The following is a 23,331-nucleotide window of genomic DNA, read 5'->3' as shown; positions in this document are numbered from 1 at the left end:
CCATCTCCTCAATAATCGCGCTTATGCTGGCGATAGCTGCCTACGCTTCTTTGGTTACTGTATAATGAGTTAAGTCTCTAAATATTTACAAAGGAGCAAGACATGTCAAACCGTAAATGGACATTTATCCTTATCCCAGTCTTCCTGCTATTTGCCTGGCTGCTCTTTCAGTTCACTCTGTCTTCCTTTCAAATCCACCAATTTGCAGAACAATTGAAGACGGTTTCACCAAACGACGGGGGTTCCGATACAAAAGTGGTATTGATATCGCAAGAGCTAGACAATTATTACTGGCGGTCCATTGAACAAGGAGCCCGAAAAGAAGCGGAACAGTACGGTATGCGGCTCGATTATATCGGTCCAGACCGCATTAATCCGTCCGAGCAGATCAAACTGCTGGATAAAGCGATCGCTGCCAAGGCGGATGCAATTCTGGTTCAAGGGATAAATGATCCGGAGTATCGACGATTAATCGACAAAGCAGCCGGACTTGGCATACCTGTCATCGCGATCGATACGGACGAACCGGACTCCCGAAGGCTGGCTTACGTCGGAACGGATAACGAAGGAGCAGGAAAACAGATGGGCGCGCTGTTAGCGAAAGCCTCTGGAGAGCGTGGCGACATTGGAGTTATGATCAGTAGCGAGCACGTCGAGAATCAGCGACTTAGGCTTGCCGGATTTCGCTCCGTGATCAGCCGCTATCCCAATCTCCACATTGTGGAGATTCGCTCCTCAAATATTTCACGGCTTCAGGCAGCCCAGCAAGCCCAAAACATGCTCACCCGGTATCCGCAGATCCGCTACATGGTCGGATTCAGTGCGCTGGACGGCCTTGGCATTCTGGAAGCCTCGGAGCGGCGCGGCGCGCGGAATTTGCAGATTTTTGCTTTTGACGATATGGCTGAGACGTTGAAAGCAATCAAAGATCGCAAAATCGAACTGACCCTTGTTCAACAGCCAGAGGAAATGGGGGCTAAGGCCATAAAATTGCTGAATGATTATCTAAAGGGGAATGATCCCCAGCAACTAACATACACCAGGATATATGAAGTGCATGCGGACACTCCCGACAACATGTCCGGAGATGACAGACGATGACGATCAGAACGAAGCTGCTTCTGTTCATCCCTCTTCTAGTTGTGTTCGCCAATATCATCGCTTATTTTGTATTCCAAAGCGGAAAGGTCGTACAACAGAGCTACGATGAAATGCTTGGCCGCATTCTCCTCATCGAGCAAACCTCCGAATCGGCGGAGAGCAACTTAAAGCTCCTATATGCCTATCTGCTTAATCCAAGGGACGATAAGGCTATGCAGGGTCCGACAGAATACCAATTAATGCAGTTGAAAGGCAAAATCCAAGAAGTCTCCGACTCGACCGACCCTTCCTTCGCCGAGGAGGACTACGTGAATTTGTTGACCACATTTCTTGAACAGAAACAAGCCGCAGTTCTGGATGCAAATACACAAGATCCTCAATCGGCTTTTGAACATTATATTGAAGCGGAGAAAACCGTCAGCTATATTCATGAGGAGGGACAGCGACTGATCGATGCTGAACTGGCCTATTACCGGCCGATCATCGAGAACATTCGGAACAAAAATGAGCGAATGAACGTTTTAGGAGTGGCATTGTTCGGCATGAACGCGCTGATGGGGGTTTTGCTTGCAATCTGGATCTCGCGCAGCATTACTGGCCCTGTCGGCAGACTTGTCGGACTGGCGAAGCGAATCGCTACAGGTGATCTGAATATCAAGCCCCCACCGCGACGGGATGACGAGCTAGGCGTACTGTCGGACGCCATTTCGCAAATGTCCGCCGATTTGAGTATCCTCATTGAGAAGGATAAACAGAGTCTGGAAATGCGGCGGCTTGTGAAGGAACTGGAGCTTCTGGCTCTGCAAAATCAAATTAATCCGCATTTTTTATTCAATACCTTAAATGTGCTCTCCAAGCTGGCGATCCTGGAAGGGGCGGAGAAAACCAGCGACCTGATCGTTTCGCTGTCCAATCTACTACGGTACAGTCTGCAAAAGCTGGACAAACCCGTAACTCTCCAGGAGGAACTGGATCATATTCGCGAATACGTGACCATTCAGCAGGCGCGCTTCCGGGACAGAATTCTCTTTAATCTGCACTTTGACGCTTCCGTTCTTCAGCAGCAAATTCCGGCCTTGACGATCCAGCCATTTATTGAAAACGCTTTTCTTCATGGTGTGGCAGATATGGAGGATGGAGCCATTATCACGTTGACGTTGTCGCGAGCGAACGAGGATGTACAAATTGAAATCTCGGACAACGGAAAGGGTATGACGGAGGAAACCCGACTGTCCGTGCTCCGTCTTGAAGGCGAAGTCGAAAGTGGCAGTTCAACAGGACTTGGAATGCAAAATGTGTTTAGGCGGCTGCAGTTGTTCTACGGAAAAGAAGGAATGGTTGAAATCAGTAGCAGTACCGGACGAGGTACTACCATAACCATACGAATTCCAGTCAAGAAGGAGAGTGAGTAGACTGATGTATCGGTTGTTAATCGCGGATGACGAGGCTTTAGAGAGAGAAGGACTGGAATTGACAGTGGAACGGGCGATGCCGGGGATATTCCGGTTTATTCATGCTGGCAACGGTCGCATGGCGATTGAATGTGCGGAAGAGCACCGTCCCCATATTGCGATTCTGGATATCAATATGCCCGGAATCGACGGGCTTGCAGCGCTTCGTGAATTAAAGGAGCGGCTTCCCGATACCCGATTCGTGCTCGTCACTGCCTACGATTATTTTGCCTATGCCCAGAAGGCGCTCTCTTTGGGCGTAAAAGAATATATTCTGAAGCCGGCGAAGCGAGAACTGATCATCGGCACACTGAAACGACTGATTGAAGAAATTGAGTGCGAGAAGCGAGCACGTACGGAAGAATTGGAGCTTAGGCACAAAATCTCACAGCTGATGCCGCTCGCAGAAAATGAGCTGGCTTTAATGCTTATGGTCGACCAGACAGTGGATTCGAGCGCTTCCCAGCTATCAGAATGGCTGGACTTTCCTCTTGATCAGGGAAGCGCCATCATTGCCGCCTTTGACGGATATCCGGACGAGCAGGATAAAAAGAAAATTTACGATCATTTCCGAAGCTATGTAAAAACACATGGCCCGAATGCCATTGTAAGCTCCCTGATCGACCATCATGTAGCCACTTTTTTATGCAAGCCGCCTGCCACCAGCGAAAACGACTGGCGCCAGTTGGTTAAACACCTCGTTCAGCAGCTCTCCGAGCTTGCCCACCAGCAACTTGGCATTAAGACGGCCATTGGAATCGGATCGCTGCATAGCGGCGAGGAAGGACTTCGCAAGTCCTATTTCGAAGCCGTTTTTGCCTCCACCCTACGCAAGCGGGATGGAGGTTACTGCCACTTTGACGAACTGAAGTCGTCAGAGGCTGGAAACGCTTCTGTGCTTGCCGTCAAAGCGGAGAATGGAATGCTTCAGCAGACGTACGTCATGTCAGCACTGCAACGGATACGCGAACAGCGGGAGGTTCAAACACTGACTATGCTGGGCAGAGCGAAAATGTATATCGAGGAACGATTCAACGATGAGCTTTCGCTGGAAGAAGTGGCTGATTTTGTCCATTTGAATCCCCACTACTTCAGTAAAATTTTCAAACAGGAATACGGAGAGACGTTCATCGACTTCGTAACCCGGCTACGGATTGATAAAGCTATTTCTCTGATCAAGGAGGGTAACCTTGCTCTGAAGGAAATCAGCTTTGAAGTGGGTTATAAGGACCCAAACTATTTTAGCCGTGTCTTTAAGAAGATAACGGGGGTTCCTCCCACTGAGTTCAAAAGCCAAAAATAGTAGAAATTCATCCATGCCGACCATCGGCATGGATTTTTTTAAGCTCGAATGACAAGGTAATGCTAGATTTAGCTCCTCCGTCTCCAATTCGAGAACCGAAGCCAAAATCGTGCGTGAAAAGGTCCGTTTATTGAAGACGATAACCGGCCTTTCTTTTATAAGCGCATGTTATACTTCTCCTCGAAGAACGGAATGAGGTTTTAGGAATCTGGAGGGGAGATGATTATATGGGAGTAATCATTCATAATGAAAGCGCTCAACAGAAAGCGCTTCAATCGGAAAAACCCAATATGCTTTTCGTGACACTAGTATCCATCGTAGCTGCGCTTGGAGGGATACTGTTCGGTTTTGATATCGCGGTCGTTTCGGGAGCAGTTGAATTCCTACAGCAGCGTTTTTCGCTGAGCGAATTTCAGGTTGGTTGGGCGGTGTCGAGTCTGATTGTAGGGAGTATCACGGGAGCGGCTCTCTCTGGCTACATGAGTGAAAGGATCGGTAGAAAAAAGGTATTACTGGCCGCCGGATTTTTATTCGTCGTCGGCTCGATCTGCTCTGCGCTTCAAGACTCGTTCACCGGGTATGTTATCTTTCGCATGATCGGCGGCATTGGCATAGGCATCACTTCCACCGTTTGTCCGGTGTACAATGCGGAGATCGCTCCTGCCAAATACCGCGGCCGTTTGGTTGCTTTAAATCAGCTGGCGATCGTAACGGGCATTTTCCTGGTTTATTTTCAGAATTCGTGGATCGTCAGCCTGGGGGATGAAGCCTGGGGTGTCTCAACAGCCTGGCGCTGGATGTTCGGAGTGGGAGCTGTTCCAGGACTGATCTTTATGCTCTTGATGCTCTTCATACCCGAAAGCCCGAGATGGCTTATTAAACAGAATCGGCCTTATGAAGCGTTGCCGATATTGCTGAAAATTCACGGTGAAGAAGCCGCTAAGCAGGAAGTGCTTGATATCAAGGAATCATTCAAAAATGAGAACAACTCATTGAAACAATTGTTTGCTCCCGGTATTCGGGTCGCTCTCTTTATCGGTGTCATGCTCGCCATTATGCAGCATATTACCGGCATCAATGCCATTTTGTACTACGCGCCGGTTATCTTTAAAGGAATGGGACTCGGTACAGACGCTTCTTTGACCCAGACCATCTGGATCGGGTTGATCAATGTGTTGTTTACCATCGTGTCTGTATGGCTGATCGACAAAGCGGGACGAAAAATCCTGCTGATAATCGGCACCTCGTTGATGACCTGCTGTTTGGTCATTATTGGAGCCGCATTCAAAATGGGTTTGACCACCGGACCGCTCGTACTCATCATGATATTGATCTACGTGGCCTCCTACGCTATATCGCTTGGGCCAATCGTATGGGTCATGATCTCTGAGATCTTTCCGAACCGCATTCGCGGCAAAGCTGTAGCCATCGCTTCGATGGCACTATGGGCCGGTGATTATCTGGTATCGCAGGCATTCCCTCCTCTGCTGAGTTCAGCCGGTCCGTCCAATACCTTCTGGTTATTCGGAGCCATCTCGTTATTCGTCGTAGTCTTTATATGGCGCAAGGTTCCCGAAACCAAGGGGAGATCACTTGAACAGATGGAAAATATGTGGCTTGGGAAATGACCCAACTTTAGCTCTCAAGAAGCCCCGACACATGTTATAATGCTTTAAAATACACGCCCTCTGAGTCATACCGACCTAAATCGGCAATGGTTCAGAGGCTTTTTATTGCTCATTTATAATTTACCCTCCCGTTTCTCCTTAAATCGCTTGAAATTATGAATGGGCTGTTTTTGATTAATGGATAGCGGCAGCGTATCGTTGACTAACGCCGCCTGATAAGCCTGAATTGACATCAGCGGCGGCTCCGGAACGGGCTCCAGATCTACTACGAAAACAGGGCGTTTCGTAAGTTCATCCAGCTTAACTCGGGATGCACGAATATCCGTCTCGCCATCCATCACCATACTACTGCTGCCTCTTTGCAAATAGATGACCTTGCCTGCCGTAATGTCCAATGTGTTCTCATAGGATTATTTAGAGGATAAAATCCAAGCTTCAGATGTTTGACGCTCTAAATCATCAATCCATTAAAGTCCTTGCTGACCGCATCAGGCCGTCTTTCTGATCTGCTACATCCCTCAAATGTTCCGCCTAATTCAGTAACTGTTTAATTTCAGCTCTTATTTGAAAGTCTATACGTCCTGAGCGCTGCAACTCTGCCGCCTGTTCGGGCAATTCCTTGGCTTGCTGGCAGTAACCGCCAATTTCATTCATAAGCTGTTCATATGTTTTATGTGCCTATGTAAGCAGCCTCATCTGTTGAATGAATTGTTCACGTTTTGTCATATAGTTCAGTACCTCAGCTCATTTTCTGCATGCAAAAAAGCTCATTCCTACTCATGGTTCAAGTTGGAAAGAGCTTTTGAAAGTTTATTAAGTTGTTTGTTGATTGTATTGTACGTTCTTGTTGTTGACAATATTACAATACAATTATAATAAAATATATCTATAACCAAACAATGTGATCCTATTTATTACCCTTGTTCCGTTTTGTTAAACCCAACCTGTCTAATATATCGCTTTTATTAACATTTAATCGCACATGGTAGTCTCCAGATGGACATATAATACTTGGATGCATACCACTTTCTGCTTTTTGATAAAGAAGGATTTTCCCACAATTTGGACAGGGAACTTTTTCACCATTCAAGACCTTTCTATCAATATCATTCTTATCTTTATTATTGTTATCCATATTTTCCTCCTTAAAGTCAACGATACGGTAAATTCGAATAAAGAAGTTTCACTTCTTTGAGGATAGCACGAATTTCACTATATGAAAGATCTTCTTTTATATGCTTTGCTTCTCTTAAAAACGCAATAACCTCTTCGCGTTGAGTATAAATAGGATTTTTTAATGAATTATGTGTAACTTCATGGATAATTGTTTGAGTAGTCCTAGTAACAGACTCTGTTCCTTTTATATATATTCTTATAGTGTTTGTATTGACATTTGCAAATCCCAAGATTTGATTTCCAAAGTCATCTAAAGGAATTTCACCATAATCCAGTTTGATTTTTATATTATTCCGTTTTATTAAGTCTACTGTTTCTTTTCCTACATTTGACTTATTCAGTTCTCGATACAAATTTTTAGGTGCGATCCTCTGCCCATTTGGGGCAAAGGTATCTTCTTTGAATAGGTCAGTTGGTTTAGCATAACAAGTTCCCTAAGTCCCAATTTTCCCAGACTGTTGTTTCACTGAGACACTATTGGAAGATATTTTCACGGAGATTTGTTGTTTTCCCACCTGTGAGAAATATTGTTTGAATTCTGCTATGCTAGGGCCACCACCTCCGCCCCGTCCATCGAACACACAAGGACCTTCAGTCAGGTTAGTTAATGACATCCACCTTTGCTCTACTTAGATATGCCTTCTTTATTCGATAAAATCAAAAAATCCCCCGGATAGCTATTTTTCTAGTCACATTGACAGGAGCTACTTATCCATCTTCTAATTCCCGATTCCCTCTTTTCCTTGTTATATTTTTCAAATTCAATATATACCTAATATAAACATATTAGTAACATAAGAGAAAACATTCGAGAGCATAGAACACCTGAGATGAACAAAAAGATCATCTTTTTAGATATAGAATAGATGGAACACTGGTGGATGACGACAGCATGATTCCCGAATCTGCGAAAACAGCATGTATCCAGTCCATAAAGAACGAGCAGCTCATTTATTTATACACAGGCCGATCCAAAGCGGAGATTTATGATTTTAACATGGAGGTTGGTTTCGACGGGATCATTGGCGCTGGCGGGGACTTTTTAGAAACGGAAGGCAAAATGCTATATCATCACAAAGTATCGGATGAAGATGTAAAGCATATGATCGACTACTTTGATCTGCATGGAATGGACTTTTATTTGGAATCGAACGGGGGACTCGTTGCGAGTAAAAACTTTTTCCCCCATGTGGAGCGGCCTATCTATGGGTGATGTGGACAATGTTCCCGCAGCCAGATAGAAAGGAAGAGCGTTCGCATCCTTTTATCACTGGCCTAATTGTAGGAGAAGACAATCTGTATCGTAGAGATTTGAACAAGGAGTGTTTTTGGAAATCCTTTTGAACAAAAAAAGAATTTCAGGGGAATTTTGCAGTTATTCAATATACCATATCTGCTCTCGGCAAGGACAGCGGGTCATGGTTCCCGGTATTCACAAAGCCGTCGCCAGTGAGAAGCTTATTCAGCATCTGGGAATGTCCAGGGAAGATACGATGCGACTATTGTTCTTGTCTATCAGCATGGAACCAGGGCAAAAGGGGGGAGTATTTCCTATGGATGGACCCGAGGCGAACTGCCCCCTAAAATTCGTTGCCCATTGAAATATGCTCTAAAACCCGTTCCCAGATGCCAGCGATTTTCCAGCGGCGGAACCAGGTGTATAACGAGGACCAGGAAGGATAATAGTCTAGCATATTGTGCCATGGCATTCCTGTGCGGGTGACTCACGATATCGCTTTGAGCATCACCCGATTGTCTGTTTCAGGTCGCTCTGTGTTTTTTCATTCCGGTGGTAACGCGTCTTTAATCTTTTCTCACTGATCATCTTAGATTTCGATCGTCTTTTCATATTACTAATTATTCATAAATCAACATTTTTTTCAGTTTGAATATATTTATTCTCATTAGGGGCTTTTGGACACTTTAAACACCTATATAAACCCTATTATTTTATTCGAATTCAAGGAATTCAACTTGTCTAAAATACTGCTTTGAACGGAGGATGACCTGTCTCTTGATTTTGTAATATGCTAGGTTTGCGGAATCTTAAGCTTGTTTGAATTTTAAAAATTGCTACATCATCTTTTATCTCTTCAAAAGAAATATTCAACCAAATCGGTACTAAAGGAATTAAACCAGTAAGTAGTTTTATAACTTCTTCTAATTCTAGATACCTCCCATTAGTATTCTCTTTACTCAGAAGTGTTAATTTGATCCATTCATCTGTTGAATTTAAGTTTTTGCTACGCTCCTCCACAGGTTCAACAATAAACCTAATCTCCTGATTTATTAATTCTTTTTGTATTCTGATTTCATCAACAGTCTTTAATAAGTTTTCTCTAAAAAGTTGCTTATTCATTTGTGTTATATTTTCCAATTTAACATACTCCTATTATTTTATTTTTTTGCTTACCACTTTTTCAGCTTCTGTAAGATAACCCGATTTATTTATCTCAAATTTATATAATTCAATCCATCCTCCTTTTACTTTTACTCCAGCCTTTTCAAAGAGTTCTGGATACTTTGATGCTTCAGCTACTGTCGGCCGATAATGACCTGACTTATTGTCAATTCGTCTTACTTCTCCTTGTCCATTTATTTTCAATTGCCCTGCCGCAAGAACCTCATCTCGATTGCCTAGGGTATGATGCCTTTTCCCAATTACTAATTTCCCATTTTTATCTATAACAAAATCCACTTGCGTCCTGCCGTTAATTCCTTTAATCCTTCCATTCTCTAAAGTATATGTTAGTATTTTCCCGTCTTTGGGTAACCCTTCATCAGGAAATTTATTCTTGATTGTTGAACCAATATCAGTTTCCTCTAGTATCTTAGAATTCCCCTTAATAGCCCCTGTTCCTTTTGACATGCCGCGAGAAACAATACCAAGAGTCGGGCGGGTGCTCTGTCTTGATTGGAAAATAGATGCGGTGGAAATTATGAGTTCGAACTGTGCTTGAGAAATTGCGCTCTCTAATGCTATCTTCCCACGGAATTCACTTAGTGCCTGCTCGGCTTCCATCTTATCACTACTTGTAAGATGGGCAAACCATTCTTCAAAAGTCTGTTGTTGCTTACCCTTGTATAAATTTTGATACCATCGCCTTAGATCAGCTTCAGCTTGTTCTTTTTCCGCTTTTTTGGCTCCTGCATTCATCACAGTTTCTAAACGAACATCTGGCTCTGTTTTTCCTTTTAGCTCGGGATTTACTGGCCTAGGGTACGGATCCTTTTTATTTAAAATCAGCTCTACGAAGGCCCACTGGGCTTTTGTCTCCGAGTTACTTTCTACTTTACTCGTTTGTGTTAGCCTTGCAAACCAAGTTTCAAAATCCCTATTTGGATTAAACTTATAATATCTTTCATACTCATTCCTTAATCTTTCTTTTTCTTCTAAAAAACCTGTTTCTCCTTCACGCATCACCATTACATTCTTAACATATTCCTCAAATTCAAGATTTCTATTTTGGTCATTTTGATTAATGGAACCAAATTTCTCATCAAGAATTTTCTTCGCTCCGGTGGCATCTAAGGGTTGTAACTGTTCAACTTCCTTATTCCGCCAACCTTTTCTCACTTCAAGCGGAATTTTGTGATACTCCGTGTTCAGCTTGTCCATATTATGGGCTAGATTTTTCGCTAGCTCCCCTAATGATCTGGAACTAGCGACGTTGCGGGCTGCTGTCCATACTTTGCCCCTGTAAGCGGAGGCGTAGCGTTGTCCGACGCCGTTCTTTTTATAAGCAGCTACCCGGCGGCTAAAGGCTGCGGCTTCCCGCGCCAGATTCCTTCCGCCCAGCACAGCCCAGCCTCCTGATGGCACGCCTGCCAGCATGGATAAACCAGCGGCCGCATACTTCAAGGCACGGGTTGGCCCTCCCTTGGCAACGTCACGGCGAATCGAAGTGAGCTTGCTGTTCGCCATCCGGGCAGGCGTCCCCAATACGGGAACCGTACCGATGATACTCAGCGCCTTCTGAGCTACGTTTAGTATCCCCCCAAGCAGGTTTGCCTTCGGCGATGCAGGTGTGGTGGGTGAAGCACCTGTCTTCCTCGCCTGGCCACCACTTGAGTTTCCTCCGTTAGGTGAGCCCGCTCCAGATCCGCCAGTACTTTTGGGCGCATGAGCAGCCTGATAAGCCTGAATGGACATCAGCGGCGGCTCCGGTACAGGCTCTAAATCCGCTACGAAAACAGGGCGTTTTGTAAATCCATCCAGTTTAACCCTGGATGCACGAATATCCGTCTCGCCATCCATCACCATACTGCTGCTGCCTGCTTGCAAATAAATGGCCTCGACTGCCGCTATATCCACTGTGTCCTCCGCATGGATCGTCAGCTCCCGTTTGGCCGCAATTGAAAGCATATGGTCACTGTGTACCTGTATTCCCTTTGCATCAAGTGAAATATATACGCTATTCGTTTTAGCCGATACCAGCAGCTCTTGCGCGCTTAGCTTAACCAGCTTGTCATGAGGAGTGCCCCAGTATTTAATGTCCGGATTGCCTAACTCGGGTATAGGCTTGCCACTGCGCCTCACAGACCTGGCTGCAAAACTATCCGACTCCTGCAAAGTCGGGAACTGTACCTGCACCATGTCTCCTTTTTCGGGCATCACATACCAGCCGCTATGGCCCTCTGCACTATAGCCTGTTGCATAGGGGAGCCAGCATGCCTTTTCCCGTTCCTGTACAGCATCTATGGTGAGATGTACACGTACCTGATCCCGCTCAACTTCCAGTACCTGGCCCTCTAGGGAGGCCCCTCTCACTGAATGGTTCCAGATCGGCTTTTGCCGAATTTCATCTTCAGAAACCAGTGTATAGGTATGTAAAAACAACCCCCGGTCCATCCGGGACACGATATCCGCAACGAGCAGTTCCTTGCCTTGAAAAGAGAGTACATCTCCCGGGCGGAAATATCGTGCACTCTCCACAGTATAGAACGTACCATAGGGGGTGTTGGCTTCGTTATGGCGCATACCGATTTGAATCCCCGGCTGTCTTTGCCAAAGGTCTGCTCCTCCAGGCAATGCTCTACCCATGAAGCCATCCACGCTGACAGCAGATAGTCGCTCACTGCTGCTTGAATCACTCCAAAAATATTTTATTCCGTCGTCCACATGACCCGATCCTGGAAGAGGGCCGCCAAGGATTGCTGCGGCTTCGTACACCGACGATGCTCCACATGACAAACCGTCCCCGTCAGAAAAAGCCCCATCTGCGCCGACAAAGCTTTTTCTTGAACGATACGGGACCTCATCCAGTGTTGCGGGTCGCCCCTCGGGAATACCGAACCAGAACTTGGGGGCATCTGCGGCAGCCTCAGGCACAAGCACAGCTCCAAATCTGGAAGCCATCCTTTTCAAAAATGCCCAGTCTGTTTCTCTGTACTGCAATGTCAAAGCGCCCAGTTGAGCACCCCCGCTGACCGTATCAATCACATCTGCGCCTGTATAACCAGTAAGTACCTGCTTCAGCAGCTGCCCATACGTCATGGTATGATTTTGAAAAGACCGGGTCACAGGCCTCACATCGACCCGAATCGTATGCGATATGGCCTCTAACTGTACGTAATGAATACCGTGTACCTGCTTCAGCGTGATACGCGTCATTTGTCCATGAAACAACGTACGCAGCCGCTGGCCATCCTTGTCCTTTTCGATGACTTCAACCGGTTCGGCTTCATTCTCTAACTCCATAAACCGTTCCTGATTTTCCTCCGGCACGATACCACTTACTACCAAACGCACATGGTCGCCCAATCTACGCTCAATACGAATGTCTGTCATGGTTTGCAGCGGAACTTTACTCAGTAATTCCACATGACGGTAACCGGATGTTTCCTGCACCTTGTCCATTTGATGAGAAACCCCCACTATCATTCCAGATTCTGCCCGTCATTTTCAATCGTTATTGCTCCGCAATACAGGCAGGCATTGGTACAATACTCCAGCAAGGCAGGCTGTCCCTCGACGAGCACATCCTGCTTGCCCCCAATCCAGGGTCGAAGAATGACCGGAACACAAGGCGCCTTCTTCACACCGAAAATGTCCACCATCTCGCTATTTTGAACCGCCGGATTGGCCGAGCTAAAACAGTTACCAAACCCAGATATATGAACTCCCGGTTCGTGATCCCCCACATTCATCTGGGCCTTGTCCTTGATGTAAACACCGTGGCTAAACGGACGCTTGAGCCGGGTGGGTTGTGTACCACGGTTGCATTTCAAAATAGCCCCTGCAACCACATATCCTTTTTTTGCACCTGATCCGGCCTGAATGGTCATGGATGCTTTTTCTTTTGCCATGGTCTGCTTCCTCCGTCAATTCGTTTTGACTTCGCTGCCAACGACCGATGTGTCACCACCGAGTGTAATATGGCTGCTGCGGCTGGACAGGTTGATTTCCTGACCGGCGGAAATAGTCACCTTTTGCCCCGCCTCCATGTGGATGTTACCGCCTGCCGAAAAATGAATATCTTTGTTGCTCACCATATGAATACCGTCGCCCTGATTCAGCTTGATGAAAACAGCGCCATCCTTGCCGGTAATCACCACCTCGTCCGGTGTCAAGCGGATTTCCTTACCATGTGGCGTTCGGAAAATTTTTACGTCGGGATGCTTCAAATGATTGTGGCCGCCATCCCCCCGATCCTGCCGGACCGAGCTACTCGCGATGCCCTCGTCATCATGCTGGTTCGGGAAATAAATACGCACTTTATCCCCCAGCTCAGGCATCACATACCAGCCACTATGCCCCTCTGCACTATACCCTGTTGCATATGGAAACCAGTGGGCTGTATTTTTGTCCTGCTCCGGGTCGATATCCAGATGCACTTTAACCCGATCACGTTCGACAGCGATCACTTTTCCCTCCAGAGACAGACCCGTCAACTGCTCGTTATAATACGCTTTCTGTCGCAACCCCTTATGTGTCGTCAAGGTATATGTGTGCAGCAGTACTCCCTGCGTCATACGAGTTTGTGCCTCGTATACATATAGCGTTTTGCCACGGAATTGGATTTCATTGCCCAGTTCCAGCACCTGCTCTGTTTCAACGGTATAATCGAGAAAATCCTGCTCGTCCACCGAAGCTGTATCATTGCCTGCAAAGTAGCGATATGCCGAGATTCTTTTGCTTACCGTGTAATGATAATTGTCCAGTTGAACGGCTGTTCCACTTTCCTCAATGCCAAAATAGAACTTTGGGGTATCAAATATGGCCGCGGGCATAAGGGAGGTATGGTAATAGGAAGCCAGCCGCTTGAGAAAAGCCCAATCAGTCTCGCGGTACTGCACCCACATCCGCCCGATCGACGCTCCTCCGGTGGCCGAATCCATGATGTCCAAGCTAGGATAAAGAAGCGAAATACGACGCAGCAGTTCATCCACCTTCATATTTTTGTCCTGAAAAGAACGACTTTGGGGGCGTACATCCAGCCTGTAGGTATGCGACACAGCCTCTACCTCCAGGTAGTACACATCTCGTACCGCCTTCACTTCAATCGCCAGCACTGTTCCGCTAAACAAGGGAACCTCCGTGCCATCCTCAGCCAGCTGCGAGATTCCGACAGGTGAGTCAAATTTGGTCATATCCACATAAGTATCTTTTAGTTCCTCAGGCACGACAGCGGTAAAACGCAACCGAGTGTGGTCGTTCAGCTGCTTGACCAGGTAGAACTCCTGTACATTGATAAGCTGATAAGGCGTGATTTTCAGATTAGAATAGGTGGTGCTTATCTGCTCCATGTTCCTTCTCCTTCAGCCTCACTAGGCAGGATTTTTAGTGTGGTCATCATACGTTGAGCGACCGGACGCCATGTATCCATACGTTCCTCCGTACAGTTAAATGAGCATATAAGCGCATGCCCTTCCAGAGCTGCAAAAAAGGTCAGATTATACAGACGCGTATTCAAAGCCGGAGTCATAAATTCACAGTATCCGACCCGTCGTCCGTACACCTTGCACACACCGTCTGCATACCATTCCGTCAACTTTTGCGTGTGGTGCAAAATGTAGATCATCTCGCTGGTGAACGCCTCTAGCTCCTCATCCGTCAGTTCGCTTGGTGTCAGGTTAAAAGAAAAATTGATCTCCCCTGTTGGATCGGTCAAAATGAGCGGTGGGCGATAACTCGAAGGATATTTAAGTTCAATCTCCCGCTCACCCATCTCGGTGAAAGTCCGGGGCAACCATATCGAAATTTTGTCGTTCAGCAAAGGACGTTCTGCAAAAGCGATTCGTTCTCCGTCCAGCATCTTAAGTGGATAAAGTTCCAAGCCGCTCTCAGATTCTATGTAATTGTGTAAATCCGATTTCGGGAGACCAGATGCACCCTGTTGTTCCTTCCGTGCAGTATTAATCATGTCTGCAATTTGTTCATCCATATGTCCCATCCACGGTAAAACTCCTTTATATGTTCAATCTCAATATTCATTTCATGGAACTTTATAACATAATTGAATCCAAAGAACCATTTGAATTCCAATTTATACCTTACATTATAGGTATCATACGAAGTGTTTTTGTTATTGTCAATTTATAACTCTTATAAAATAATCAAGATATAAGACCTATTATCATGCATAAAAATGAAAAATTTACTATCATTCAGATTCTTTTTACCCAAAACAAGCATCCATACTTGTGAAAATACGTCTTCATTTTCAAAGAAATAAAGTTAATTCGCCTATGAACATCTTCAATTTAAAATAATCATATGAATTTCAATTCCCAAAAAATGATTCTTTTGAACCTGAATCCAATTGCCTATTTTCAAAATCAAAAAAAGCCTACCTTTTTATCAGGTAAGCTCCACGCGAATATGAATAAATCATAAAACTTCCTATATATTCAGTCCCCTTCCTCCTCCGCATAGTTCCTCACATTGCGCTCTACAGCAGAGCGGTATTCTACAGGGGTTTGGCCTGTGTGCTTTTTGAACAGCATATGAAAATACTGCCTGCTGGCTACGCCTACATAATCGGCAATTTCTTGAATGGGAATGTCCGTTTGCTGAAGAAGCATACGGGCCTTGTCCATTCGCAGCATTGTTAAATACGCGGTGAGTGTTAGCCCCGTATGTTTTTTGAAAATACGGTGCAAATAACCTGGGTGCAGATTCACGGCCGCCGCCATGTCCTTGACCACAATCTCTCGATCATAGTTCAGATGGAGAAATTCAATGCATCGTTTGATGTACATATCCGTTTGCTGCGTGTTGCTACGCTCTGCCTCTTCCCGTAGACGTGCAATTCGTACTAGCAATTGCATAAAAAGCATCTCTGCCATTGCACCCGGCTGTTCTTTTCGTTGGTCCAGCTCCAGCACGAGACTTTTCAGCGCATAATATACCTCTTCCGGGTCCGATAGTACCAGATACGGGAACGGACGTGACATGAGAGTCGTGACCTCCTGCTCCTCCGTTGCGATTTGTCGGATAGACGGCCCTACCCTCACCCCTTCCGTAAAACCAAACTCTACATTTAGCATCCGGCACGGTTGTTCTCCTTCCACCACCAGTCGATGCGGTACACCTGCGTCCAGCATAATAAACTCGCCTTTACGCAGCGTGATGCTTTCTTCCGTGTTCTCTCCCGTTTGTACATCTACCCTGCAAAAGCCGGAAATCATGTACATAATTTCAGTGGAATGATGATCGTGGTAAGACATCGTATAGTCATGCCATTGCTTGTAATAGTAAGCAAAAAAGCGGGGAATATAATCCCCGTCACGCAGCCGTGGCTCAAACAGACTTCCGTTCATCCCCGCACCTCCGTGAAATAGATAAGGCTAATATGGCAAGTATATGTAATCGCTCTATTTTCACAGTTTAGCAGACTGAGCCGTGTACTTCTATTTCGTCCATTGGACGATCTATAATCCTTTGGAATACAGCAGGCGACTCCTACCTAAAAGGTAGGGGGTTCATCACTTTCTGGACTTAAATACTGAATCAACATTCCCACAAATCGGTTAGCGATTTGTATATCCTCAAGTTCGTTATTCCAATCGCCCCTGGACGTCAGACTCATTTTCTGGAGTATACCCATCATAGAAGTGAAAATAAAATGAGCGGTCTTCAAGGGTTCTGTGTCGGACTTTAAAGATCCATCTTGGATTCCAGCTTCCAGAGCATCCATCAGGAAATGTCGTTCCTTTTCCCGGCTAACAAAATTGTTGTACTGTTCTTTGAGTTCTTGATTTGAATCATAAGCTTCGTAATGCAGATCGAATAAAAGAATAAACTTGATGTATTCCGGATGTTGCCATGCGTAATTAATCCATGCATCAAGCATCGAAGTAAGCATCACCTTACCGCTCATTTCGGCTGAAGGTGATCTTCTAACAAATTCGGTCATGCTCTCAAGGATTTCCATCTGGACCTCAAAGATCAGTTCGTTCATGGACTGAAAGTGCTTATAGAATGTGACCCGGCTTACACCAGCCACGTTGCATACATCCTTAATATTCACTTTGAGAAAGCTTTGCTTCATAAAAAGTTCCTTCGCAGCCGCAATGAGTTCTTCCCGATTTTTGTTTTTTAAATTCTGGTGCCAGTTCTCAGTCATTCACAACCATCCGTTTCTTATTTTTCGATTTTTGTAAGGTTAAGAAAAGGGCAGATGCAAGGATAAGTGCACCAAAAATATAAGGAATATGAATGTGTTTGTCAAACAACAAGCCCGCTAAAATGGGTCCCAATATATTGCCTAGGCTGGTATACGTCGTATTCAATCCAGCGGCATATCCTTGGCGATCACCAGCTGAGTTCGCGATCATTGTACTTACCGTTGGTCTTAGGAAGGCATTAAAAGCAAAAAACAGAGCAGATACCGCCAGCAAATAACCTAGATTAATCTTAATGATCATTAACAGTAAAGCGATGGCTGTCATGATCAAAGAAAGACGTATAAGCTTTATCTCACCAAGTCTCTTGATGAGATAATCAAGTAGCCATATCTGCACAACGATGCCTATAATTGCACCAACCGTAATGATCATTGAGATTTTAGTGGCATCAAAACCATATTTTCGTTCCACAAAAAGAGCATACACTGTTTCGTAATTCATCAAACCTAATGTCATGATCAGAATGAGGAGAAGATAACGAAAATAGGATGTCCGAAATGAATTTAGGATTTGGTTGCGAATGGGTTCCCGGCGGACCCAATGGCTAGCGGGTTTTCGTTTTTCCTTGGGTAATGTCTCTGGCATATACAAGCTAAGCAGCGTAGCAACAAGTCCAAGTCCACCAGCAAAAAAATAGGGCACCCTTATGCCAAACTCAGCGATCATACCGCCTAACCCCGGACCAAGCACCATCCCCAAATTCATGGAAGCACCCAAGTACCCCATTCCTTTAGCGCGAGTTTCAGGAGTGGTAATATCAGCAACGTAGGCCATATTGGAAGGAACCATTAATCCAATACCCATCCCCCCAATAAATCGGGCAATATATAAAAGGGGCAATGTCGTAGATACAGCAAACATGAGATCCGAAATGACCGTTAAAAACAGACCGGTGATGATCATGGATTTTCGACCCCATCTATCCGAAAGCTGCCCACCTAGGGGCGAAAAAATAAACTGTGCTGCTCCAAATGCGGCAATAAGATACCCCGCAGCAGCTCCTGCCGCATTAAATTGTTTCAGATATTCAGGCAGAATGGGAATCACCATGCCTTGACCCAATAAAGCAATAAACAAATTCAGCATCAGAATGAAAAGCGGAAATGTAGCAGACTTAGGTAAGCTGCTCATGTTTGTAACCCCCTCCAACCCTTTACACTATGTAATCCTTTACTATGTGTAAACTATATTAGTTGAAATAGGGGGCATTGTAAATAAAAATACAAACCTATTGAGCCTAGCTAATACCGAAAAGAGATCTTGTTATTCTTGATTTACACATGAGGCTCCCTTTTTGCAAACTCTTGTAACATACCTCTTATTTGTTCTACCAATATAGCAGGTGCTTTCTTGGGTGAACCCGTGTCAAACGGAGGCTGAGGATCGTATTCCAAAATCAGCTGGACTCCTTTACTCATGTCTTCTCCCAATTCCCATGCTATTAGCTGGAGTGCCATATCAATACCAGAGGAGACACCGGCTGCTGTAATGATTTTGCCCTGACGAACCACTCTCTCATCTGTTGGAATGGCTCCAAGAGATTGAAGCAGGTCTAAGGAGCCCCAATGACTGGTGGCTACGGTTCCATTTAACAAGCCTGCGGCGCTCAAAATCAGAGAGCCATTACAAACCGACGTGGTCCATTTCGTAGTTTCATGTATTTGGCGAATCCAGTTTAACGTTTCTTCGTCATTCATTGGAGTTTTATAATTTGGCGGACTGCAGCCTGGAACAACAAGAATATCAGCTGAAGGTACTTCAGAAAAACTGTAATCGGCATGCAAATAACCCATATTTGAGTCCAGTTTGACTAACCCTTTTTTCTTAGCGACAAACTTCACTTCACATTTCAGTGTAGCAGCAAATACATCATATGGACCTATGGCATCTAATGCTGTGATTCCATCGAAAAGCATGATTGCGATTTTCATGATGACTCTCCTTTGAAGTGGGATTTTATTCTTGCACACCCATACTAACATACATATACGGGGTATGGGTATATTTAATTTTGTGAAAACACTGCTCGGCTTTCTTCATAGACGATATTGCCCACAACCAGAACAGTGACCTTTTGAAGTAATAATACGCTTACCAGCGTAAAAGCCTCTGCCCTCAAGGGGGTATGTTAATTTCAAACATCTCTTGTCACCAAAAGGCATACTTAAAAAGGGCTACCCCCAGGGTAGTCCTTTTTAGCATCATAAAGCTTCTACATCTTGCCTACAAATCTGTGAATCGAGAGCCGGCTTAAGAGCTTTGCTTACTCAATTGACCATAATATAAATCACTGTAAAAGCCTTTGTGAGCCAGCAGCTCATCATGAGAACCCTGCTCCTCCAGACGGCCATCCTTCAAGACCAGAATCCGGGTTGCCTGACGAATGGTATTCAGCCGATGTGCGATGACGAAACTTGTTCGACCCTGCATAAGCCGCTCCAGTCCTTCTTGTATCTTCATCTCAGTAATGGTGTCGATGCTGCTGGTTGCCTCGTCGAGTACAAGAATGGAAGGGTTGGCCAAAATAGCACGGGCAATAGCCAGCAGTTGTTTTTGCCCTTGACTGATGCCGCTGCCGTTCGCTTCCAGCACCTTGTCGTATCCGTCCTTCATCCGCATGATAAAGGAATGGGCGTTGGCCAGTTTCGATGCTTGTTCAACCTCCTCATCGGTGGCGTCCAGTCTGCCGAAGCGGATATTTTCACGAATCGTCCCCTGAAACAGGAAGGAGTCCTGTAGCACAAATGCCATGCGGGAGCGCAAGCTTTCACGCTGTATGGTGGTGATATCGCGCCCGTCCAGCGTAATCGTTCCCTTGTCGGGGCTATAAAATCTGGAAAGAAGCTGAATTAGTGTCGTTTTTCCTGCCCCGGTCGGACCAACCAGCGCGATCATTTCACCCGGTTTGGCTTCAAAAGAGATACCTTCCAGCGTAGCGCTTCCCTCATCATAACCGAAGGAAACATCCGAAAACCGTACCTTCCCCTCCACATGCTCTACCTCCACTGCGCCGCGTTCATCCTTGGACTCTTCATCTTCATCCAATATTTCAAATACACGCTCAGCTCCGGCAACAGCAGACAGCAGGGTGTTCCACTGGTTAGCCAAATCGTTCAGCGGTCTGGTGAACTGGCGGGCATATTCTACGAATACAATAATTGTACCTATAGTGATGGAACCGCGAATGGCCAAAATCCCACCGATCCCTGCTACAATAGCAAAGCTGAGATTATTCAGTCCGTTCATCAGCTTCGGTATAAAGCCTGAAATCGTTTGGGCCCAGAAGCCCGACAGCCGAATACGGTCATTGCGCTCGCCAAAACCATGGATGACTCTTTTCTCCTGCGAAAATGCTTTAATAATCTGCTGCCCAGACAGCGTTTCTTCGATATATCCGTTCAGTTCGCCCAAATTCTTCTGGCGTTCTTTATATAAGGGCCCCGTGCGACGTGTAATCCAGCGCATCCCGGCAGCCATTAGCGGCACCACGATAAAGGTCAGCAGGGTCATCAGTGGGCTTAACCACAGCATAACCGTGAGTGTACCGATTAGCGTCAATATGCTCGAAAAAATCTGAATGGCGGAGCTGTTGAGCGTAGAACTGACATTTTCGATATCATTGGTCAGACGGCTCATGATCTCGCCCTGCTGACGTTTGCCATAGAAAGGAATCGGTAATCGATGCAAATGTGAAAACAGATCAAAACGCATGCGGTACACCGTCTCTTGGGCAATCTCAATCATCCAGATATTTTGCAGCCAGGAGGTTAGTGAGTTGAGCAGATATACAGCTCCTAATCCGATGAGAAAATAAATCCACGTGCGTCCCCCCGGACCTTCGAGAAAATCATCCACCGCTACGCCGACCAGATATGGACCCAGCAGAGCCAGCCCGGAACTGAGCAGTACCATGAACAGTACCAGCATCAGCTTGGCCTTACGGCGAGCCAGATAAGCCCATATCCGTCCTAAGGTGCCGGACCAGTTTTTCGCTTTGGCCTTGCGGCGTTCTTCAGCTCCCGCCGGATTTCGCAGCACACCGGACGGCGGTGTAGGCTGACGGAACGGTTCAATGAGTTCCTTGAACATGCGACTCCTCCTTTCCATATTGTGATTCATAGATACGTCGATACAGATCCGAGCTATCCATGAGATGCTTATGGCTTCCGCTTGCCATCAGACGACCCTCATCCAGCAGTAAAATCTGATCTGCCGATGCGGTCGAGCTGATTTTCTGCGTAATGAGAAATGTCGTACAGGACAGGCCATCGAGTGCATTCAGTAATGCTGCTTCTGTCCCTACATCCAATGCACTTGTGCTGTCGTCCAAAATCAGCACTGCCGGCTGGCGTACCAGTGCGCGGGCAATCGAAAGTCGCTGTTTCTGTCCGCCAGACAGATTGACGCCACGCTGCCCAAGCATCGTGTCATAGCCTTGCGGCAAGCGTTCAATCATATTATGAATTTGCGCCATGCGTGCGGCTTCCTTAATTTGCTCCAGACTGGCATTCTCCAGCCCCCAAGCAATATTATCCCGAATCGAGCCGGTGAATAGCAGTACCTCCTGAGGGACATAGCCAATGGCCTCTCGCAATATGGACGCATCCAGTTCACGGGCGTCCTTTCCGTCAAAGCGCACATGACCTTCATCCTCTTCATAGAGACGCGTAATCAACTGCACAAGTGAGGTTTTTCCCGAGCCAGTGGCCCCCATAATAGCTATCCGCTCGCCCGATTGCGCCTTAAAAGATATATCCTTTAGGACAGCCAGATCACTGCCCGGATAATGAAAGCTCACCCGGTCCATTTCCACCTGTCCCTCAATCCGTGTATGATGTGTTGAAACAGGCTCCAGCCCTTGCCTATCTTCATTAGATGTTTCCAATACCTCTCGAATCCGACCCGTAGATGCAGTTGCCCGGGAAAACACAACAACGATACCTGATAAGGCAGATAAGGCTCCAATCGTCCGCAGTGAATAATTGACGACTGCGACCACCTGTCCTACACTGGCATCCCCAGTGGAAATTTGGCCGCGTCCGAACCAAAGTACTGCAATAATCCCTGCATTCATCGTAAACAAAATGAACGGCATCGTCGTTTCTGTCCAGCGTAGAGCGGACACCGTCCCTTTCATCAATTCGCCTCCGTAATGGGCAAAACGTTCGATTTCATGCCGCATCCGCACAAAAACCCGGATGAGACGGATACCTGTCAGATTCTCCTGAATCACTCCGTTAACGTCATCTAGGCGACGCTGGACCCCCTTAAACAAAGTGACCGTTCGCCGCATCATCACCAACACAAACACGAACAGCACCGGGGCCATAACCGCCAATAATAGTCCAAGCCTGAAATGTACAACCAGTGCCATCACAATACTGCCGATGACTACAAGCGGAACCCTTGTCATAAACCGCAGGCTCATAAACACCGTATCTTGTACTTGCGTGACATCTCCGGTCAGGCGCGTAATCAGCGACGAAGTGGCAAAACGTTTAAACACAGGATACGAAAAGGATTGCACTTTACGGTACAGCTTTTCCCGCAAATCATAGCCGAAGCCCTGACTTGCATGTGAAGCAAAAAAAGAGCTGGATATACCCGCCATAAAGGCGATAACGGCACTCCCCACCAGTACACTGCCCCATAACCAGACGACAGACAAATCCTGCTGCCGGATGCCCTCATCAATGATTTTGGAGATCAGATATGGCTGCGATAGCTCTACCGTCAATTCCAGCAACATCATCACGAGTGCCGCGATGGCTGGAACCCGATATTTTTTTAGAAAAGAGAACATCATCCCCACAAGCATTCCTCCAATTGCCCATAGCCGTTCTTCCAGATCAGCGTGTAATGGTTATAAGATTCGAACCTTCCTGCTGTAAAACCATATATACGCACTTTATACAGCACTATATTTTATTATACCCTTCTGAACGGCTTCGTTTAACCAGCAAATTGGAGACTCCGGTTGTGAAATTAAAAGATATACAAGAAAGCGTTCCAGTCACGGTCACACTTACCTGACGGGAAC

At 46.0% G+C, this 23,331-nt stretch carries 19 protein-coding genes and 1 pseudogene; 5 read left to right on the top strand and 15 right to left on the bottom strand.

Annotated features, from left to right (window positions below; translation table 11 throughout):
• Positions 1-102 precede the first annotated feature (102 nt).
• The 4 genes from MKX46_RS20985 to MKX46_RS20970 all read left to right on the top strand — a co-directional run bounded on the left by MKX46_RS20985 (position 103) and on the right by MKX46_RS20970 (position 5,483).
• The gene (locus tag MKX46_RS20985; RefSeq protein ID WP_318627037.1) at positions 103-1,101 is read left to right on the top strand and encodes a substrate-binding domain-containing protein; all 999 of its coding nucleotides are present in this window, start codon (positions 103-105) and stop codon (positions 1,099-1,101) included.
• Complete coding sequence (locus MKX46_RS20980) at positions 1,098-2,513, top strand: sensor histidine kinase (RefSeq protein ID WP_318627038.1); 1,416 nt, start codon at positions 1,098-1,100, stop codon at positions 2,511-2,513. The genes MKX46_RS20985 and MKX46_RS20980 overlap by 4 nt, the downstream gene beginning before the upstream one ends.
• A gap of 4 nt (positions 2,514-2,517) precedes the next feature.
• Positions 2,518-3,855 carry a response regulator transcription factor gene (locus tag MKX46_RS20975; RefSeq protein WP_029516080.1) on the top strand — a complete coding sequence of 446 codons (1,338 nt, stop codon included), beginning with the start codon at positions 2,518-2,520 and terminating at the stop codon, positions 3,853-3,855.
• A gap of 227 nt (positions 3,856-4,082) precedes the next feature.
• On the top strand, positions 4,083-5,483 hold the full coding sequence (locus tag MKX46_RS20970) for a sugar porter family MFS transporter (protein ID WP_029516079.1): 1,401 nt from the start codon (positions 4,083-4,085) through the stop codon (positions 5,481-5,483).
• A gap of 113 nt (positions 5,484-5,596) precedes the next feature.
• On the opposite strand, the gene MKX46_RS20965 is transcribed toward MKX46_RS20970, so the two are convergent.
• The 3 genes from MKX46_RS20965 to MKX46_RS20955 all read right to left on the bottom strand — a co-directional run bounded on the left by MKX46_RS20965 (position 5,597) and on the right by MKX46_RS20955 (position 7,012).
• Positions 5,597-5,878, bottom strand: coding sequence for a hypothetical protein (locus tag MKX46_RS20965; protein WP_318627040.1), 282 nt, complete (start codon positions 5,876-5,878; stop codon positions 5,597-5,599).
• Positions 5,879-6,390: 512 nt separating this feature from the next.
• Entirely contained in the window at positions 6,391-6,618 is a 228-nt protein-coding gene (locus MKX46_RS20960; RefSeq protein ID WP_318627042.1) for a hypothetical protein, read from the bottom strand.
• Between the two features lie 16 nt (positions 6,619-6,634).
• On the bottom strand, positions 6,635-7,012 hold the full coding sequence (locus MKX46_RS20955; RefSeq protein WP_340931500.1) for a hypothetical protein: 378 nt from the start codon (positions 7,010-7,012) through the stop codon (positions 6,635-6,637).
• Positions 7,013-7,536: 524 nt separating this feature from the next.
• On the opposite strand from MKX46_RS20955, the gene MKX46_RS20950 reads away from it, so the two are divergent.
• A complete protein-coding gene (locus MKX46_RS20950; RefSeq protein ID WP_341071744.1) occupies positions 7,537-7,872 on the top strand; it encodes an HAD hydrolase family protein in 336 nt (111 codons plus the stop codon).
• Positions 7,873-8,239: 367 nt separating this feature from the next.
• Here the strand turns inward: MKX46_RS20950 and MKX46_RS25625 are convergent.
• The 12 genes and pseudogenes from MKX46_RS25625 to MKX46_RS20895 form a co-directional block, all read right to left on the bottom strand.
• Positions 8,240-8,371: pseudogene (locus tag MKX46_RS25625) on the bottom strand (hypothetical protein); the annotation flags it as partial.
• A gap of 266 nt (positions 8,372-8,637) precedes the next feature.
• Positions 8,638-9,036: a hypothetical protein gene (locus tag MKX46_RS20945; protein ID WP_264454097.1), complete on the bottom strand. Its 399-nt coding sequence runs from the start codon at positions 9,034-9,036 to the stop codon at positions 8,638-8,640.
• Between the two features lie 15 nt (positions 9,037-9,051).
• A complete protein-coding gene (locus tag MKX46_RS20940; protein ID WP_341071743.1) occupies positions 9,052-12,519 on the bottom strand; it encodes a phage baseplate assembly protein V in 3,468 nt (1,155 codons plus the stop codon).
• Between the two features lie 20 nt (positions 12,520-12,539).
• The gene (locus MKX46_RS20935) at positions 12,540-12,968 is read right to left on the bottom strand and encodes a DUF4280 domain-containing protein (protein ID WP_341071742.1); all 429 of its coding nucleotides are present in this window, start codon (positions 12,966-12,968) and stop codon (positions 12,540-12,542) included.
• 15 nt (positions 12,969-12,983) lie between these two features.
• Complete coding sequence (locus tag MKX46_RS20930) at positions 12,984-14,408, bottom strand: hypothetical protein (protein ID WP_341071741.1); 1,425 nt, start codon at positions 14,406-14,408, stop codon at positions 12,984-12,986.
• A complete protein-coding gene (locus tag MKX46_RS20925) occupies positions 14,396-15,055 on the bottom strand; it encodes a hypothetical protein (protein WP_029516074.1) in 660 nt (219 codons plus the stop codon). The genes MKX46_RS20930 and MKX46_RS20925 overlap by 13 nt, the downstream gene beginning before the upstream one ends.
• A 457-nt stretch (positions 15,056-15,512) precedes the next feature.
• Positions 15,513-16,424: an AraC family transcriptional regulator gene (locus tag MKX46_RS20920; protein ID WP_069010343.1), complete on the bottom strand. Its 912-nt coding sequence runs from the start codon at positions 16,422-16,424 to the stop codon at positions 15,513-15,515.
• A 146-nt stretch (positions 16,425-16,570) separates the two neighbouring features.
• The gene (locus tag MKX46_RS20915) at positions 16,571-17,230 is read right to left on the bottom strand and encodes a TetR/AcrR family transcriptional regulator (RefSeq protein ID WP_341038886.1); all 660 of its coding nucleotides are present in this window, start codon (positions 17,228-17,230) and stop codon (positions 16,571-16,573) included.
• Positions 17,223-18,422, bottom strand: coding sequence for an MFS transporter (locus MKX46_RS20910; RefSeq protein ID WP_341071740.1), 1,200 nt, complete (start codon positions 18,420-18,422; stop codon positions 17,223-17,225). Before MKX46_RS20910 ends, MKX46_RS20915 begins: the two co-directional genes overlap by 8 nt.
• A gap of 143 nt (positions 18,423-18,565) precedes the next feature.
• The gene (locus MKX46_RS20905; protein ID WP_039269397.1) at positions 18,566-19,222 is read right to left on the bottom strand and encodes a DJ-1/PfpI family protein; all 657 of its coding nucleotides are present in this window, start codon (positions 19,220-19,222) and stop codon (positions 18,566-18,568) included.
• 319 nt (positions 19,223-19,541) lie between these two features.
• Positions 19,542-21,380, bottom strand: coding sequence for an ABC transporter ATP-binding protein (locus MKX46_RS20900; protein WP_341071739.1), 1,839 nt, complete (start codon positions 21,378-21,380; stop codon positions 19,542-19,544).
• On the bottom strand, positions 21,361-23,097 hold the full coding sequence (locus tag MKX46_RS20895; RefSeq protein ID WP_341071919.1) for an ABC transporter ATP-binding protein: 1,737 nt from the start codon (positions 23,095-23,097) through the stop codon (positions 21,361-21,363). The genes MKX46_RS20900 and MKX46_RS20895 overlap by 20 nt, the downstream gene beginning before the upstream one ends.
• Positions 23,098-23,331: the final 234 nt, after the last annotated feature.

Origin of the sequence: Paenibacillus sp. FSL P4-0113 (assembly GCF_038009305.1) — a bacterium.
GTDB lineage: Bacteria > Bacillota > Bacilli > Paenibacillales > Paenibacillaceae > Paenibacillus > Paenibacillus polymyxa_D.
This window is presented reverse-complemented; position numbering and strand designations above follow the sequence as displayed.

Excerpts from the sequence above, each read along its gene's own strand:
- MKX46_RS20985 (WP_318627037.1), top strand. The coding sequence starts at position 103 with ATGTCAAACCGTAAATGGACATTTATCCTTATCCCAGTCTTCCTGCTA.
- MKX46_RS20980 (WP_318627038.1), top strand. The coding sequence starts at position 1,098 with ATGACGATCAGAACGAAGCTGCTTCTGTTCATCCCTCTTCTAGTTGTG.
- MKX46_RS20975 (WP_029516080.1), top strand. The coding sequence starts at position 2,518 with ATGTATCGGTTGTTAATCGCGGATGACGAGGCTTTAGAGAGAGAAGGA.
- MKX46_RS20970 (WP_029516079.1), top strand. The coding sequence starts at position 4,083 with ATGGGAGTAATCATTCATAATGAAAGCGCTCAACAGAAAGCGCTTCAA.
- MKX46_RS20960 (WP_318627042.1), bottom strand. The coding sequence starts at position 6,618 with ATGGATAACAATAATAAAGATAAGAATGATATTGATAGAAAGGTCTTG.
- MKX46_RS20940 (WP_341071743.1), bottom strand. The coding sequence starts at position 12,519 with ATGGACAAGGTGCAGGAAACATCCGGTTACCGTCATGTGGAATTACTG.
- MKX46_RS20935 (WP_341071742.1), bottom strand. The coding sequence starts at position 12,968 with ATGGCAAAAGAAAAAGCATCCATGACCATTCAGGCCGGATCAGGTGCA.
- MKX46_RS20930 (WP_341071741.1), bottom strand. The coding sequence starts at position 14,408 with ATGGAGCAGATAAGCACCACCTATTCTAATCTGAAAATCACGCCTTAT.
- MKX46_RS20925 (WP_029516074.1), bottom strand. The coding sequence starts at position 15,055 with ATGGGACATATGGATGAACAAATTGCAGACATGATTAATACTGCACGG.
- MKX46_RS20920 (WP_069010343.1), bottom strand. The coding sequence starts at position 16,424 with ATGAACGGAAGTCTGTTTGAGCCACGGCTGCGTGACGGGGATTATATT.
- MKX46_RS20915 (WP_341038886.1), bottom strand. The coding sequence starts at position 17,230 with ATGACTGAGAACTGGCACCAGAATTTAAAAAACAAAAATCGGGAAGAA.
- MKX46_RS20910 (WP_341071740.1), bottom strand. The coding sequence starts at position 18,422 with ATGAGCAGCTTACCTAAGTCTGCTACATTTCCGCTTTTCATTCTGATG.
- MKX46_RS20905 (WP_039269397.1), bottom strand. The coding sequence starts at position 19,222 with ATGAAAATCGCAATCATGCTTTTCGATGGAATCACAGCATTAGATGCC.
- MKX46_RS20900 (WP_341071739.1), bottom strand. The coding sequence starts at position 21,380 with ATGTTCAAGGAACTCATTGAACCGTTCCGTCAGCCTACACCGCCGTCC.
- MKX46_RS20895 (WP_341071919.1), bottom strand. The coding sequence starts at position 23,097 with ATGATGTTCTCTTTTCTAAAAAAATATCGGGTTCCAGCCATCGCGGCA.